Raw genomic sequence first — 14,919 nt, 5'->3', positions numbered from 1 at the left:
CCACGCTGAGGGTGCTGGGCGCCTCACACGCCTAGGGCACTCGGTGGAGCCACTCGCGGGTGGCGAACTTGCGCTCCGCGAGGGCCCTTGCGTCGGCGAGCGACTCCTGGGACAGCGCCACCCGCCGGGCGCCGTAGCGCGCCTCGAACGTGGACATCATGGCTTCGAAGAGGTCCTCGCGCGCGAGGCCGGTCTGGCGCTTGAGCGGGTCCACGCGCTTCTTGGCGCTCGCGATGCCCTTGTCGGAGATCTTCTCGCGCCCGATCCGCAGGACCTCGGTCATCTTCTCGGCGTCGATGTCATAGCTCATGGTGACGTGGTGGAGGAGGCCGCCGTTGGCGAGCCGCTTCTGCGCGGCCCCGCCGATCTTGCCGGCCTCGGTCGCGATGTCGTTCAGGGGCTTGTAGAACGCCTTGACGCCCACGGACGCGAGGGCCTCCATGACCCACGCGTCGAGGAAGGGGTAGGAGTCGGCGAAGGAGAGCCCGTCGACGAGGGACGCCGGGAGGTACAGGGAGTAGGTGATGCAGTTCCCGGCCTCCATGAACATCGCGCCGCCGCCGGAGATCCGCCGGACCACCGTGACGCCGTGGCGCGCGACGCCCTCCGGGTCCACCTCGTTCCGGTAGGACTGGAAGCTGCCGATCACCACGGCGCGCTCGTCCCAGTCCCACAGCCGCAGCGTCGGGTTGCGCCGCCCCTCGCCGACCTCCCGGGTGAGCACCTCGTCGAGGGCGACATTCTCGGTGATGGAGAGGGTGCTGGGAGGGATGACCTCCCAGTCGTGGTCGGCCCATGTGGTCGCATGGCCGAGGGCGCGTCGCACGGCGACGGCGACAGCATCGGCGTCGAACCCGAACATCACCGTGGTGGGGCCCACGGCGTCGGCCACGGCGGCGCTGATCGCCGTGTTCGGGGCGAGCACCGACAGGCCGACGAGTGCGCCGTTGATGTCTGCGAGGGCCTCGTCGGGTTCGAGGAAGAAGTCCCCGTTGATGCTCGCCGCGGCGATCTCGCCGTCCTCGGTCATGAGGTCCGCGACCACGAGCTTTCCCCCGGGCACCTTGTATTCGCCGTGATGTTCAGCCACGGCTCAAGACTAGACCTGCCGACTGCCCAGACCGGGCCGCTTGGTCCGCAGACGGCAAAGGCGCCGCCCCGGTGCGGGACAGCGCCTTCGAGCGGCAGGGCCTGGGTCAGGCCTTCTTGCCGAAGTTCTTGAAGCGGGCGTTGAAGCGCTCGACACGGCCAGCCGAGTCCATGATGCGCTGCTTGCCCGTGTAGAACGGGTGCGACTCGGAGGAGACCTCGACGTCGATGACGGGGTAGGTCTTGCCGTCCTCCCACTCGATGGTCTTGTCCGAGGAGACCGTGGAGCGCGTGAGGAACTTCTTGCCGGAGGCGAGGTCGTTGAAGACCACGTACTCGTACGACGGGTGGATATCAGACTTCACAATAGGCCCTTTGCTTATGCCCCTGGATTTTGCCAGAGGCCAGGTGTGAACGCCCTCCCGATTGGAGGGCCAGCAGTCAATGCTACCAGCTCCGCCGGCCTCGAGTACTACAGTGGATGCATGGCTTCCAGCCGCCATCCGCTCGACGACCTGCGCGAAACCATCGGCCGGCTGGCCGATCAGCTCAAGCTGCCCGGCTCGGAGCGCGTGGACGACCTGGTCGGCGATCTCATCGGTACGAGGCCCGGGCCCGCCAGGCCGCTGTCCGAGGTGCAGGCCGAACTCGACGCGCTGGTCGGACTGGAGACTGTGAAGGAACAGGTCCGGGCCCTCGTCGCCCTGCTCCAGGTCCAGGCCCGCCGCAAGGCGCACGGCCTGCCGGAAGTGGCCACATCACAGCATCTGGTGTTCCTTGGAAACCCCGGCACGGGAAAGACCACCGTAGCGCGACTCCTGGCCGAGATGTACCGCGCGGTCGGCCTGCTGCAGAAAGGCCACCTGGTCGAGGTTGACCGCTCGGGCCTCGTGGGGCAGTACGTCGGCGCGACGGCCATCAAGACGGACCGGGTGATCCGGCGCGCGCTGGACGGCGTCCTGTTCATCGACGAGGCCTACGCGCTGGCCCCGGAGGACGGCCGCACGGACTTCGGCCCCGAGGCGATCGAAGTCCTGCTCAAGCGGATGGAGGACCACCGTCACCGTCTGGTCGTGATTGTGGCCGGGTATCCGCGGCTGATGGAGTCCTTCCTGCTCTCGAACCCCGGACTGCGCTCCCGCTTCGCCCGCGAGATCACCTTCCCCGACTACTCGGTCGACGAACTTCAGACGATCTTCCACCAGATGCTGGCGCAGCACGAGTACACGCTGGAGCCGGGCGCGGACCAGATGCTGCGCCGCATCCTCGCCGGGCTCCATACCGACGAGGACTCCGGCAACGCCCGGTTCGCACGCACGCTGTTCGAGCAGGCGCTCAACCGTCAGGCGCTGCGGCTGTCGCTCGACGAGGGACAGAGCCTCGACGCGCTCGATCGCGAGGCTGTCATGACGCTCACCGCGGACGACATCGTCGAGGCCGCGCTTGCCTTGGGCGAGCAACCGGAGCCGGAGCCGGAACCGACGCCGGAGCCGGAGCAGTCACGCTGGTGGCGCTGGCTGGCCTGACCGCGTCGCGTAGAAGGCAACAGCCGACGACGCCGCGACGTTGAGCGAGTCGACGCCGTTCATCATCGGGATGGTGACCCGCCGGTCGAGCACCCGGTCCGTCTCCGTTGTCAGTCCTTCACCCTCGGTGCCGAAGACCAGGGCGAGGTTCTCATGGTCCTCGGCGACCAGCTCGTCGAGCGTGATCGCCCCCTCCCCCAGCGTCATCCCCGCCACCACGTACCCCGCCTCCTTCAGCAGCCCGACGTCCTCGGGCCACGACTCGATCCGCGTCCACGGCACCTGGAACACCGTGCCCATCGACACGCGGATCGAGCGGCGGTAGAGCGGATCGGCGCACTGCGGCGTCACCAGGACCGCGTCGACGCCGATCGCTGCGGCGCTTCGGAAGACCGCGCCCACGTTCGTATGATCGGTCAGGTTCTCAAGCACCGCGATCCTCGAACGTCCTGTCTCAGGATCGGCGCCCGGTTCCCGACGGGCTCCGGCGAGCAGCTCGGCGACGGGCACCGGGGCGGGCCGGTGCATTGCGGCCATCGCGCCGCGGTGCAGGTGGAAGCCGGTGATCTCCTCGAGGAGCTCGGGCGGGCCGACGAACGCGGGAACGTCCGGGTGCTCCGCGAGGACGTCGGCGAGGCCCTCGAGCCATTTCTCGGCGAGGAAGAACGAGCGTGGCCGGTGGCCCGCCGCGAGCGCCCTCCGCAGCACCCGCGACGATTCGGCGATGTAGAGGCCCTCCGCGGGCTCGCGCACCTTGCGCAGGTGCACGTCGGTGAGCTGGGTGTAGTCGGCCACGCGCGGGTCGTCCGCGGAGGCCAGCCGGACGATCTGCGAAGACTCTGCCATGGATGCTCGGACCGTGACGGCGCTCAGCCGTTGACCAGCTTGCTGACCATGTTGATCAGCGCCATCACGCCGAGGAGCACGATGACGACCCGCAGCACCCCGGGCTTCATGCGCCGGCCGATTCCAGCGCCGAGGAAGCCGCCGATCGTGGAGCCGACCGCGATCAGCAGCACGACGAGCCAGTTGATCCGGTCGAACGCGAACAGCAGGTAGGCGACCGCCGCGACCAGGTTCACGACGAGGCTCAGGACGACCTTGATCGCGTTCGACTGCTGGAGGGTGCCGTGGAAGAAGATCCCGAGGACGCCCATGAGGAGGACGCCCTGCGCGGCCGTGAAGTAGCCCCCGTACACGCCGATGAGGAACGTCAGCACGTAGAGGATCATCGGGACCTTCTGGTGGTCCGCCTCCTCCGGCGTGATGTGCTCGAGCGACTGCCTCGCCTTCGCCCACGCCGACAGGCGGGGCTGGAAGATGACCAGGAAGATCGCGATCACGATCAGGATCGGGGCCACGATGCCGAAGACCGTCTCGGGCAGGTGCAGGAGCAGGAACGCGCCCACGAGGCCGCCCACGAGCGAGGCCGGGAGGAGCCGCAGCAGCGTCCGCTTCGCGCTCACCGCCTCGCGCCGGTACCCGTACGCCCCCGAGAAGCCCCCGGCCACCAGACCCATCGCATTCGAGATGATCGAGTTCACGGGGCTGTAGCCGAGGGCCACGAGGATGGGGAACGTCACGAGGGAGCCGGAACCGACGATCGTGTTGATCGTCCCGGCCCACAGGCCCCCGAGGAAGACGAGCGCTTCGCGCCAGAACTCCACGTCAGGACGCCGAGGCGGCGGCCGAGATCGCGCCGTCCTTCGCGGTGGCCGTGTAGCGGCCGTCCCGTGAGACGACGTTCAGGGGCATGCCGAAGGTCTCGCTCAGGTTCGCCTCGGTCAGGGTCGAGGTGATCGGGCCTGAGGCGACCACGCCACCGTCGCGCAGCAGGAGCGCGTGAGTGAAGCCCGGCGGCACCTCCTCGAGGTGGTGCGTGACGAGCACGAGGGCGGGAGCGTCGTCGTCGGACGCGAGCTCCGAGAGCCGCTGCACGAGCTCTTCGCGCCCCGCGAGGTCGAGGCCGGCGCCGGGCTCGTCGAGGAGGAGGAGCTCGGGGTCCGTCATGAGCGCCCGGGCGATCTGCACGCGCTTGCGCTCGCCCTCGGACAGCGACGCGAACACGCGGCCCAAGAGCGGGCCCATGCCCCACTCGTTCAGGAGGCGGAAGGCGCGGCGCTCGTCGTCCTTCTCGTACTCCTCGTTCCAGCGGCCGGTCACGCCGTAGGCAGCGGTCACGACGACGTTGAGGACCTTCTCGTCCTCGGGGATCTGGTTGGCCAGGGCTGCGGAGGCCAGGCCGATGCGGGGCCGGAGCTCGAAGACGTCGACCTTGCCGAGGGTCTCGTCCAGGATGCCGACGGTTCCGCGCGTGGGATGCATGCGCGCCGCGGCCAGCTGGAGGAGCGTGGTCTTCCCCGCCCCGTTCGGTCCCAGGACAACCCAGCGCTCCCCTTCGCGCACCTGCCAGTCGATGCCGCCCAGCAGCGTCTTCCGCCCCCGGACGACGCTGACCCCGGACAGCTGGAGTACATTGCTCATGACTTCTGACCCTAGTGCAGAAAGTTCGCCCGCCGCGAACCATCGCCCCGCTGGCTAGAATCCTGAACTATGCCTTCCTCCTTCGCCGCCGTACTGCATGCCCTCTCGCTCTCCCCCGAGGACGCCGACGCGGCGACCCGGGCCCTCGAAGGCGCCGGCGCCGCCGTCGGGCCTTTCGAGGCCTCCGGCGACGGCCGCTACGAGATCATGACGGCCCCGGTGGAGCTCGACGACGCCCGGCTCACCGAGGCGCGCGAGGCGCTGGCGGGCCTGCGCGCCGGCGCCGGCCTGATCCCGGCCAGCCTGCTCTCCGCGGAGCGGAAGCTGCTCATCATGGACGTCGACTCGACCCTCATCCAGCAGGAGGTCATCGAGCTCCTGGCCGACTACGCCGGCAAGCGCGAGGAGGTCACCGCCGTCACCGAGGCCGCGATGCGCGGCGAGCTGGACTTCGCCCAGAGCCTCGTGGCCCGTGTCGAGACCCTCGCGGGGCTGCCGGCGGAGGTCATCGACAAGGTGCGCGGCGCCGTCGCGCTCTCCCTCGGAGCGGACGAGCTCATCAGGGCCTTCCACGCCGCCGGGCATGTGGTGTGCGTGGTCTCCGGGGGGTTCACCCAGATCCTCGATCCGCTCGCGGAGGCGCTCGGGCTCGACCATGCCCGGGCCAACGACCTCGAGGTCGTGGACGGGAAGCTCACGGGCCGGGTCCTCGGGGAGATCGTGGACCGCGCCGTGAAGGAACGGATGCTGCGCACGTGGGCCGCCGAGCACGCCATCCCGCTCGAGCACTGCATCGCGGTGGGCGACGGCGCCAACGACCTCGACATGCTCGGCGCGGCCGGCCTCGGGGTCGCGTACAACGCCAAGCCGAAGGTCCGGGCAGCGGCCGACGCCGCCGTCGACATCCCCTACCTCGACGTGGTGCGCCACCTCGCGGGGGTGTGACCCCGCGAGGGGATGCCAGGGACCCCGCAACCGAACGGCAGAGACCCCGCAACCATGCTCATGGTTGCGGGGTCTCTGCCGCATTCTTGCGGGGTCCCTGATCAGGCCTGGAAGTGCTCGGCCCCGCCGACGTACTCGGTATGGCCGGTCGGGACGTCGGCCGTCACCATCTTGGCGACCTCGGCAGCGAACTCCTCGACCGAGTAGAGCTTCCCTGCGGCCTCGCGGCGGGAGGCGATGGCGCCCGGCGCCGCGCGCTCGAGGAGCGTCGCCGTGATGGTGCCCTCGATCATGTCCCCCGAGACGACGACGAACGTGATGCCCTTCTCCTCGAGCCACGGGACCAGCTCGCGCAGGGCGGTCTCGCCGGCGCGCTTGGACCGGGCCACGGGCTCGTACGCGTCCATCGTGTCCACGGAGTCGATGAAGTGCGCCTGGTGGCTCGTGACGAACACCACGCGCGAGCCGGGCTCCATGCGCTCGGCAGCGGCCTTGAGCATCGAGACCTGGGCGTCGCGGTTGAGCTTGAGCGCGTAGTCCTCGCCGAGGCCCGACTCCATGCCGCCAGAGGCGTTGAGCACGAGGACGTCGAGGGAGCCGAAGGTGTCCACAGCGGCCTGCGCGAGCGCGTCGACATCCGACGGGTTGGTAAGGTCGCCGCCGACGGCGGTCGCGCGGCCGCCGGCCGCCTCGATCTCGGCCACGACCTTGTTGGCGCGCGGCGCCTTCTGCCGGTAGTTCACGACGACGGCGGCGCCCTCGCCCGCGAGGATCTTCGCCGTGGCGGCCCCGATCCCCCTCGACGACCCCGTCACGATCGCCGTCTTGTTGTCCAGAAGTCCCATGCGCGTTCCCTTTGTGTCTGAGTTCGTCTGTGTCTGATTCGCCGACGGGCTGGCCGTCAGTGTCCCATGCCGAGGCCGCCGTCGACCGGGATGACGGCCCCCGTGATGTACGCGGCCTCGTCGCTCGCGACCCAGCGGACCACGTTCGCCACCTCCTCGGCCTCGGCGAAGCGTCCCGCGGGGACGCGCGAGAGGTAGTCCTTCTGCGTCTCCTCGGGCAGCTCGGCCGTCATGTCCGTGTTGATGAAGCCCGGCGCGACGACGTTGGCGGTGATGCCGCGGGAGCCGAGCTCACGCGAGTACGAGCGGGCGAGGCCCACGAGGCCGGCCTTCGACGCCGAGTAGTTGATCTGCCCCGGCGCGCCGTAGAGGCCCGAGACGGACGAGATGAGGATCACGCGCCCCTTGCGGAGGCGGATCATGCCCTTGGCGGCGCGCTTGACGACCCGGAAGGCGCCCGTCAGGTTGGTGTCCAGGACGGAGGTGAAGTCGTCCTCGCTCATCCGCAGCAGGAGGGTGTCCTTCGTGATGCCGGCGTTCGCCACGAGCACCTCGACAGGGCCGTTCGCCTCCTCGACCGCCTTGAACGCGGCGTCGATCGACGCCTCGTCGGTGACGTCGGCCTGGACGCCGAGGACGCCCTCGGGAAGGTCCGTCGGCGTCCGGTAGGTGACGGCGACCTTGTCCCCGTTGGCGAGGAACGCCTTGGCGATCGCGAGGCCGATGCCGCGGTTGCCGCCGGTGACGAGGACGCTGCGCGGGGAGGTTGCTTCCGGGCTCACAGTGCTCCTTGGGAAGAAGTGGATGGGAGGCGCCGCTCGACGGCGCCGGTTCACGCTGCATCCTAGCGGCTGGCCACCCCGCTTGGACCGCCCGCGGCAGCGGTGGGACAATAGAGGGTGCTTGGGAGTGTGATGACGAAAGAATCTGAGGGCCGCACCGGCCGGGCCGAGGGCCAGCCGCAGGGCATCGACGATGCCGTGGTGCACAGCATCACGACCGCCGCGCCCGGGCACAGCGTCGACATGCACCAGCGCATGGTCCGCTACTCGCTGGCGATGGGCATCCGCATGGTGTGCATCATCGCGCTGTTCTTCCTGGACGGCTGGTTCAAGCTGATCGCCGTCGCGGGCGCCGTGTTCCTCCCGTGGGTCGCGGTCGTGATCGCGAACGCCCAGACCAAGGCGGAGACGTTCGAGAGCGATCTGTACGATTCCGTCCCGATCGCCGAACTGGGCACCGGCTCCTGGCAGCCTGCGGATCCGGGTTCCGAGACCATCGCCGGCGAGACCGTCGACGAGGCGCCAGGCGACCAGGCGCCGGGTGACGCCGACGGCGAGGGTGGCGGTGGCCGGTCGTCTGCGGCTGGAGGGGCCGCGTGAACCTGCTGGACATGATCCCGGACCCAGCAGGGACCCCGGAGACCCCAGTGTGCTCCCGCAAGGGCTGCCGCAGCGACGCGGCCTGGCGCCTGCTCTGGAACAACCCCAAGATCCACACCCCGGAACGCCGCAAGACCTGGCTCGCCTGCGACGAGCACCGCGCGTGGCTCGAGGACTACCTCCGGCAGCGCCTCCTGTGGCGTGAAACCCTGCCGCTGACGGAGGCCGCCAGCTGATGTACCGTTTCCTGATCTCCCGGCGCTGGCTCACCTACCTGGGCCTCGCCATCCTCTTCGCCATCGCCTGCGTGCTGCTGAGCCGGTGGCAGATGGCACGCCTCGACGAGGCCAAGGCCAACATCGACCTGGTCACGCGCAACTACGACGCCGCGCCCGTCCCGTTCGCCCAGGCGGCTGGCCAATTCGCCGCGCTGGATCCCCAGCGCGAGTGGATGCAGGTGGAACTGCGCGGTTCCTACGACGTCGAGCAGACCCGCGTGGTCCGCAACCGGCCCAACGCCGGGCAGCCGGGCTACGAGGTGGTCGTGCCCTTCCGGCTCGCCTCCGGACAGGCCGTCATCGTGGACCGCGGCTGGCTGCCGATCGGCAACAGCGAGGCCGGGCGCCCCGACGTTGTGCCCGCGCCCCCGGCCGGGGACGTGACCGTCGTCGTGCGAGTGCGCCCGAGCGAGCCGACCCTCGACCGCGGCGCGCCGGAGGGCCAGCTCGCCTCCATCGACCTGCCGGCCTACGCCCAGCAGCTCCCCTACCCGGTCCTGACCGGCGCCTACGGGCAGCTGGCGAGCGAGACGCCGGCGGCCGCCCAGACCCCCGCCCCGCTGCCCAAGCCCCAGCCCGACGAGGGCATGCACCTCTCGTATGCCCTCCAGTGGCTCGCCTTCGCGGTGCTGATGTTCATCGGCTTCGGGTACGCGGCGCGCCAGCAGGCCCGCAATGACGCGATCGACAGGGCCGCGGACGCCGCGCGGTCCGGCGAGGATGCGCACGACGCCGCCCCCGCACCGCCGCGGAAGCGGCGCCGCGGCCCCACGGCGGAGGAAGAGGAGGACGCCATCCTCGACGCGCAGGGCTACCGGTGAGCGACGCCCCGCACAGCGACCCCTCCGCCGTTGCGCGGGTCCGGGCCGCCCTGACGGCGGCGGGGCTCGCGGACACGGTCGTCACGTTCGACGACGCCGTCCCCACCGCGGTGGCCGCCGCCGGCGTGCTCGGGTGCGAAGTCGGCGCGATCGCGAACAGCCTCGTGTTCGAGGTCGACGGCGCGCCGCTCCTCATCCTCGCCTCCGGTGCCGCGCGCGTGGACACGAAGCTGCTCTCGCGCCGGCTGGGCGGGAAGGTGCGCCGCGCTGCGCCCGAGTTCGTGCTCGAGCACACGGGCCAGCGCGTGGGCGGGGTGGCGCCGGTCGGGCATCCCGAACGCCTCCGCACGCTCCTCGACGTCCACCTCGCGGCCCACCCGCTCCTGTGGGCGGGCGCCGGGGACCACCTCTCGATGCTGTCGATCAGCTACGCGGACCTCGCCCGGGTCACCGGAGCCGAGGAGCTCGCGGTGCGGTAGGTTTCGACTCCGCTCAACCGCCGGATTGCCTCCGCTCAACCGCCGGATTGCCTCCGCTCAGGCGCCGGATTTCCTCCGCTCAACCGCCGGATTGCCTCCGCTCAGGCGCCGGCGCTAGGCGAGCGTGATGAGGTCGAGGTAGTCGGCGCTCCACAGGTCCTCCACGCCATCCGGCAGCAGCACGACGCGCTCGGGGTTGAGCGCCTCGACGGCGCCCTCGTCGTGGCTGACCATGACGACGGCGCCCTTGTAGGTCTTCAGGGCCCCGAGGATCTCCCGGCGGCTCGCGGGATCAAGGTTGTTGGTTGGCTCGTCCAGGAGCAGGACGTTCGCGCTCGAGGCCACGATGGTCGCGAGGGCGAGGCGGGTCTTCTCGCCGCCGGAGAGGACGCCGGCGGGCTTGTCGACGTCGTCGCCCGTGAAGAGGAACGAGCCCAGGATCCCCCGCACGTCGGCGTCGCCGAGGTGGTCGGGGGCGGCGCTGCGCATGTTCTCGAGGACCGTCCGGTCCGTGTCGAGGGTCTCGTGCTCCTGGGCGTAGTAGCCGATCTTCAGGCCGTGGCCCGCCACGACCTCTCCGGTGTCCGGCGAGTCGACGCCCGCGAGCATGCGCAGGAGGGTCGTCTTGCCCGCGCCGTTTAGGCCCAGGATCACCACGCGGGACCCCCGGTCGACCGCGAGGTCCACGTCCGTGAAGATCTCGAGGGAGCCGTAGGACTTGGACAGGCCCTCGGCCGTCAGGGGGGTCTTGCCGCAGGGAGCGGGCTCCGGGAAGCGCAGCGCGGCCACGCGGTCCGAGACGCGCTCCTCCGCGACCCCCGCGAGGAGCCGCTCGGCGCGCTTGGCCATGTTCTGCGCGGCGACGGCCTTGGTCGCCTTCGCGCGCATCTTGTTCGCCTGGTCCATCAGGACCTGGGCCTTCTTCTCGGCGTTGGCGCGTTCGCGCCGTCGTGCGCGCTCGTCCGTCTCGCGCTGGGTGAGATAGCGCTTCCAGCCCATGTTGTAGATGTCGATCACGGCCCGGTTCGCGTCGAGGTGGAACACCTTGTTCACGGTCGCCTCGAGGAGCTCGACGTCGTGGGAGATGACGATGAGGCCGCCCTGGTGCGACTTGAGGAAGTCCCGCAGCCACGCGATCGAGTCGGCGTCGAGGTGGTTGGTCGGCTCGTCGAGGAGGAGCGTGTCGGCGCTCGAGTACAGGATGCGGGCCAGCTCGACGCGGCGGCGCTGGCCGCCCGAGAGGGTGCGCAGCGGCTGGTTGAGGATGCGGTCCGGGAGGGCGAGGTTCGCCGAGATCGCCGCCGCCTCGGCCTCGGCGGCGTACCCGCCGCCCGCGAGGAACTCGGCCTCGAGCCGGTCGTAGCGCCCCATCGCCTTGCGCTGGACCTCGGCGTCCTCGCTGGACATGTCCGCCTGGGCCTCGCGCAGCTTGCGCACGACGACGTCGAGCCCCCGTGCGGACAGGATGCGGTCCCGCGCGAGCTGCTCCATGTCGGGCGTCCGCGGGTCCTGCGGAAGGTAGCCGATCTCGCCGGAGCGCGTGACAGTGCCCGCCGCCGGGAGCCCCTCCCCCGCGAGCACACGGGTGAGCGTGGTCTTGCCCGCCCCGTTGCGGCCCACGAGGCCGATCTTGTCTCCCTTGTCGATCCGGAAGTTCACCTCGTCCATGAGCAGGCGGGCGCCGGCGCGCAGTTCGAGGTTGGAGACAGTGATCACGTCAGTCGGGTGCCTTTCGGGGGATGCGGCCCGGACCTGGGCCTCATCCCATGGTATCGGCCCTGACGGGGGCCTCCTGACCCGGCGTCAATCCGACGCGGGCTCCCTGACGAGCAGGCCCTCGTTGTCCTCGATCGCGGACAGGGCGAGCTCGCGGTAGCCCACGGAGTCGAAGAGGACAGTGATCCGGTCCGGTTCCACCCCCATGACGAGCCCCGAGCCCCAGTCCCGGTGGCGGACCGGGTCCTGCATCGACCACCCGCCCGGCGTCGCTTCCTCCCGCTCCTGGGCCTGCTCTCGGCTGCCCGCCTCCTCGCAGCGGTCGCAGTTGCCGCACCAGGCGGGGGCCTCCTCGCCGAAGTAGTTCAGGAGCCACTGCCGGCGGCACAGGTCGGTCTCCGCGTACCCGCGGGCCATCTCCACGCGCGAGGTGTCCACGCGCCGTCGTGCGTCCTCCTCTGCCACGGCGCGCTCGACGGCGTCGGCCCGCCCTACGCCGTCGACCGTCTGGAAGCCGCGCCGGCCACCACGGATGGCCCCGCTCCCCTCGAGGAGGGCGAGGGCGCGGGACTGGGCGCGGGTGCTCAGTCCCGTCTCGGCCCGGAGGGCCGCCGGCCGCGCAGGACCAGCCCGGCGCACGGCGTCGAACACCGCCGCGAGGTGATCCTCTGCGACTGATCCCCCCGCGAAGAAGCGCTGGAGGCCGAGATCCTCGGACCGATAGTGGAGGACCGCGAGCGCCGGGTCGCCGTCCCGGCCGGCGCGGCCGATCTCCTGGTAGTAGCTGTCGAGGGAGTCGGGGATGTGAGCGTGGACGACGAACCGCACGTCGGGCTTGTCGATGCCCATGCCGAAGGCGGTGGTGGCCACGACGACGTCGAGCTCGTTGCCGAGGAAGCGCGCGTGGACGGACGCACGGTCTGCCGCACGTCGCCCGGAATGGTAGGCCTCGGCGCGCAGCCCGCGCTCGGCCAGGGCAGCCGCGTAGTCCTCGGAGGCACGGCGGGTGGCGGCGTACACCAGCCCGGGGCCACCGAGCTCGGCGACCTCGTCGAGCACTGCGGCCCGCTTCTCGGCATCGGTCGCGTGCCGGGTGACGCGGAGGGCGAGATTGGGCCGGTCGAAGCTCTGCACCAGTACGAGCGGGTCCACGAGGCCGAGCCTGGCGACGATCTCCGCGCGCGTCTGCGGTGACGCGGTGGCGGTGAGGGCCACGGTCGTCGGATGGCCGAGCCGTTCCACCGCTCCCCCGAGGGTGAGGTAGTCGGGACGGAAGTCGTGGCCCCACGCTGAGATGCAGTGGGCCTCGTCCACGACGAAGAGGGCCGGACGGAGGCCCGCGAGCCGCGCGAGGGTGTCCTCGCGCGCAAGCTGCTCCGGAGCCAGGAACACGAATCTGGCCTCCCCGTCCTCGAGCGCCTCCCACGTGCGGCGCTCGGCCCGCACCCCCAGAGTCGAGTTGAGGGCGACAGCGCGCCCGGCGCCCAGGGTCTCGTTGAGGGCGTCCACCTGGTCGCGCTGGAGGGCGATGAGCGGGCTGACGACCACGGTCACCGCGTCCAGCGCCGCCGCGGGGACCTGGTACACCGCCGACTTTCCGTGCCCCGTGGGCATCACCGCGAGCACGTCGCGGCCGCCTGCGGCGGCCTGGACCGCCTCGAACTGGCCCTCCCGCCACTCGTCGAATCCGAAGCGCCCTGCGGCGGTCCGGCGGAGCTCGTCATCGGTCGGAGGCTGGTTCGCTGTCATCGTGGATGCGCCTACCCGTCGCGGCGGCAGCGGAAACGACGGCAGCGGAAACGACGCCAGGCCCACCCGGTTGTCGGCCCCCGCCAAAGCCAGCCCGGCGGCGTCGTGGGCCGCCCACAAAACGGAGCGTCGCCGCGGTGCGTAGCCTTCTGAGGCAGAGGGCCGCGTCCGGCGGCAGCACAGGAGGAACCATGGCCTGCATCGAGATCGACGGCGTCTCCGTCGCCGTCCCCATCGACGGGCCGACGGGCGCGCCCTCCGACGCCGCCTCGAAAGTGCTGCTCGACGGCGTCGGCGTCACGCTCACGGAGCCGCGCATCGCCGTCCTGGGTGCCAACGGGTCCGGCAAGTCCACACTCCTCCGGCTGTTCAACGGGCTCGTCGAGCCGACCTCGGGGAGTGTGCGCATCGACAGCCTGGACACCGTCCGCGACGGGCGCGCGGTCCGCCAGCGCGTGGGGTTCGTGTTCACGGACCCGCTCTCCCAGCTCGTCATGCCCACGGGGCGCGAAGACGTCGAGCTCTCCCTGCGCCGGAGTCACCGCAACCGCGCGGAGCGGGCCGCGGCGGCGCAGGCCGTCCTCGACAGGTTCGGGCTCGGGGCGCTCGCCGACCAGAGCGTGTACGAGCTCTCAGGCGGCGAACGGCAGCTCATGGCACTCGCCGCCGTGCTCGCCGTCGACCCCGAGGTCCTCATCCTCGACGAGCCGTCCACTCTCCTCGACCTGCGCAACCGCGAACTCCTGCGCCGCACACTGGCCGGACTGAGCCAGCAGGTGATCCTCTCCACCCACGACCTCGAACTCGCCCTGGACGCCGACCGGGTCCTCGTCGTCGAGGGCGGCCGGATCGCCTACGACGGCAAGCCCGCCGCCGCCGTGGGCTTCTACCGTGAGCTCTGCGCCGCGCCTGCCGGGATCGGCGGTCCGCGCACGACGGCGGAGGGCAGCTGATGCGCGCCCGCTCGGCCGGCGGCCTGCTCGCCGGATACGTCCCGGGCGACTCGTGGCTTCATCGGGCGCCGCTGTGGGCCAAGTTCCTCGGCGTGGTCGCGGCAGGTGCGGCGAGCTTCGTGCTCCTGGACTGGCGTGTCTCCGTGGGGGTCCTGGGGCTGGCAGTCGCAGCCTGGCTCTCGGCGGGGCTCGGAGTCCGCCGCCTGGCGGCGTCGTGGAAGCTGGTGCTGCCGTTCGCCGTCGTCCTCTTCGCGTTCCAGTCTTGGCAGCAGGGGCCGGAGACGGCGACGCGGATCGTGGCCAATCTGCTGCTCTGCTTCGTGGCAGCGGGACTCCTCACGGCCACGGTGCCGCTCGAGCGGCTCCTCGACGCCGTCGCGTCGCTCGCTCGGCCCCTCCAGCGCTTCGGAGCGGACCCCGAGCGGTTCGCCCTCGCGATCGCGATCATGCTGCGGAGCATCCCGGTGCTCGCTGGCGCGTTCGCGGAAGTGGGCGATGCTGCCCGTGCGCGCGGGCTCGAGCACAGCGTGCGGGCCCGGACTGTTCCTGTGGTGCTCTCGGCGGTGGCCTACGCGCGGCGGACCGGCGACGCCCTCGCCGCCAGGGGCCTCGGGGACGACTGACGCCGCCGCCCTCGGCGCGGTGGCCCTGC

At 71.1% G+C, this 14,919-nt stretch carries 17 protein-coding genes; 8 read left to right on the top strand and 9 right to left on the bottom strand.

Features of this window, described 5'->3' with window-relative positions:
* Nucleotides 1-31: 31 nt before the first annotated feature.
* Both CGQ25_RS07525 and CGQ25_RS07520 read right to left on the bottom strand, forming a co-directional pair.
* The gene (locus tag CGQ25_RS07525; protein WP_255405650.1) at nt 32-1,090 is read right to left on the bottom strand and encodes a biotin/lipoate A/B protein ligase family protein; all 1,059 of its coding nucleotides are present in this window, start codon (nt 1,088-1,090) and stop codon (nt 32-34) included.
* Nucleotides 1,091-1,196: 106 nt separating this feature from the next.
* Nucleotides 1,197-1,454: a type B 50S ribosomal protein L31 gene (locus tag CGQ25_RS07520; protein WP_208712510.1), complete on the bottom strand. Its 258-nt coding sequence runs from the start codon at nt 1,452-1,454 to the stop codon at nt 1,197-1,199.
* A gap of 120 nt (nt 1,455-1,574) precedes the next feature.
* Here CGQ25_RS07520 and CGQ25_RS07515 point away from each other — a divergent pair, with 120 nt between their 5' ends.
* Nucleotides 1,575-2,615, top strand: coding sequence for an AAA family ATPase (locus CGQ25_RS07515; protein ID WP_208712509.1), 1,041 nt, complete (start codon nt 1,575-1,577; stop codon nt 2,613-2,615).
* Here the strand turns inward: CGQ25_RS07515 and CGQ25_RS07510 are convergent.
* The 3 genes from CGQ25_RS07510 to CGQ25_RS07500 are packed head-to-tail and all read right to left on the bottom strand — an operon-like array spanning nt 2,589 to nt 5,099.
* The gene (locus tag CGQ25_RS07510; protein WP_208712508.1) at nt 2,589-3,461 is read right to left on the bottom strand and encodes an RNA methyltransferase; all 873 of its coding nucleotides are present in this window, start codon (nt 3,459-3,461) and stop codon (nt 2,589-2,591) included. The two genes, CGQ25_RS07515 and CGQ25_RS07510, sit on opposite strands and share 27 nt — an antisense overlap.
* A gap of 23 nt (nt 3,462-3,484) precedes the next feature.
* Nucleotides 3,485-4,282, bottom strand: coding sequence for a sulfite exporter TauE/SafE family protein (locus tag CGQ25_RS07505; RefSeq protein WP_208712507.1), 798 nt, complete (start codon nt 4,280-4,282; stop codon nt 3,485-3,487).
* Between the two features lies 1 nt (nt 4,283).
* Complete coding sequence (locus CGQ25_RS07500; RefSeq protein WP_208712506.1) at nt 4,284-5,099, bottom strand: ABC transporter ATP-binding protein; 816 nt, start codon at nt 5,097-5,099, stop codon at nt 4,284-4,286.
* A gap of 69 nt (nt 5,100-5,168) precedes the next feature.
* On the opposite strand from CGQ25_RS07500, the gene serB reads away from it, so the two are divergent.
* Nucleotides 5,169-6,044: a phosphoserine phosphatase SerB gene (gene serB, locus CGQ25_RS07495; RefSeq protein WP_208712505.1), complete on the top strand. Its 876-nt coding sequence runs from the start codon at nt 5,169-5,171 to the stop codon at nt 6,042-6,044.
* A 101-nt stretch (nt 6,045-6,145) separates the two neighbouring features.
* On the opposite strand, the gene CGQ25_RS07490 is transcribed toward serB, so the two are convergent.
* Both CGQ25_RS07490 and CGQ25_RS07485 read right to left on the bottom strand, forming a co-directional pair.
* On the bottom strand, nt 6,146-6,889 hold the full coding sequence (locus CGQ25_RS07490) for an SDR family oxidoreductase (protein WP_208712504.1): 744 nt from the start codon (nt 6,887-6,889) through the stop codon (nt 6,146-6,148).
* A gap of 56 nt (nt 6,890-6,945) precedes the next feature.
* Nucleotides 6,946-7,671: a beta-ketoacyl-ACP reductase gene (locus CGQ25_RS07485; protein ID WP_208712503.1), complete on the bottom strand. Its 726-nt coding sequence runs from the start codon at nt 7,669-7,671 to the stop codon at nt 6,946-6,948.
* A gap of 132 nt (nt 7,672-7,803) precedes the next feature.
* Here CGQ25_RS07485 and CGQ25_RS07480 point away from each other — a divergent pair, with 132 nt between their 5' ends.
* From CGQ25_RS07480 to CGQ25_RS07465, 4 genes are read left to right on the top strand one after another with little or no spacing between them, the layout of a single operon-like run.
* Nucleotides 7,804-8,271, top strand: coding sequence for a DUF3099 domain-containing protein (locus CGQ25_RS07480; protein ID WP_208712502.1), 468 nt, complete (start codon nt 7,804-7,806; stop codon nt 8,269-8,271).
* 11 nt (nt 8,272-8,282) lie between these two features.
* Entirely contained in the window at nt 8,283-8,507 is a 225-nt protein-coding gene (locus CGQ25_RS07475) for an acetone carboxylase (protein WP_208712967.1), read from the top strand.
* A complete protein-coding gene (locus CGQ25_RS07470; protein WP_208712501.1) occupies nt 8,507-9,370 on the top strand; it encodes an SURF1 family protein in 864 nt (287 codons plus the stop codon). The genes CGQ25_RS07475 and CGQ25_RS07470 overlap by 1 nt, the downstream gene beginning before the upstream one ends.
* Entirely contained in the window at nt 9,367-9,849 is a 483-nt protein-coding gene (locus CGQ25_RS07465) for a YbaK/EbsC family protein (protein ID WP_208712500.1), read from the top strand. Before CGQ25_RS07470 ends, CGQ25_RS07465 begins: the two co-directional genes overlap by 4 nt.
* Nucleotides 9,850-9,963: 114 nt before the next feature.
* On the opposite strand, the gene CGQ25_RS07460 is transcribed toward CGQ25_RS07465, so the two are convergent.
* Nucleotides 9,964-11,565 (bottom strand): ABC-F family ATP-binding cassette domain-containing protein, encoded by a 1,602-nt coding sequence (locus tag CGQ25_RS07460; RefSeq protein WP_208712499.1) that lies wholly within the window; start codon nt 11,563-11,565, stop codon nt 9,964-9,966.
* An 87-nt stretch (nt 11,566-11,652) separates the two neighbouring features.
* Nucleotides 11,653-13,314, bottom strand: a complete 1,662-nt coding sequence (locus CGQ25_RS07455; protein ID WP_208712498.1) for an ATP-dependent DNA helicase RecQ — start codon at nt 13,312-13,314, stop codon at nt 11,653-11,655.
* A 191-nt stretch (nt 13,315-13,505) separates the two neighbouring features.
* On the opposite strand from CGQ25_RS07455, the gene CGQ25_RS07450 reads away from it, so the two are divergent.
* Together CGQ25_RS07450 and CGQ25_RS07445 are read left to right on the top strand one after the other, a co-directional pair.
* Nucleotides 13,506-14,267, top strand: a complete 762-nt coding sequence (locus tag CGQ25_RS07450; RefSeq protein ID WP_208712497.1) for an energy-coupling factor ABC transporter ATP-binding protein — start codon at nt 13,506-13,508, stop codon at nt 14,265-14,267.
* The gene (locus tag CGQ25_RS07445; protein ID WP_208712496.1) at nt 14,267-14,890 is read left to right on the top strand and encodes an energy-coupling factor transporter transmembrane protein EcfT; all 624 of its coding nucleotides are present in this window, start codon (nt 14,267-14,269) and stop codon (nt 14,888-14,890) included. The genes CGQ25_RS07450 and CGQ25_RS07445 overlap by 1 nt, the downstream gene beginning before the upstream one ends.
* Nucleotides 14,891-14,919 lie beyond the last annotated feature (29 nt).

The sequence above is a fragment of the Sinomonas sp. R1AF57 genome (assembly GCF_002224485.1).
GTDB lineage: Bacteria > Actinomycetota > Actinomycetes > Actinomycetales > Micrococcaceae > Sinomonas > Sinomonas flava.
This window is presented reverse-complemented; position numbering and strand designations above follow the sequence as displayed.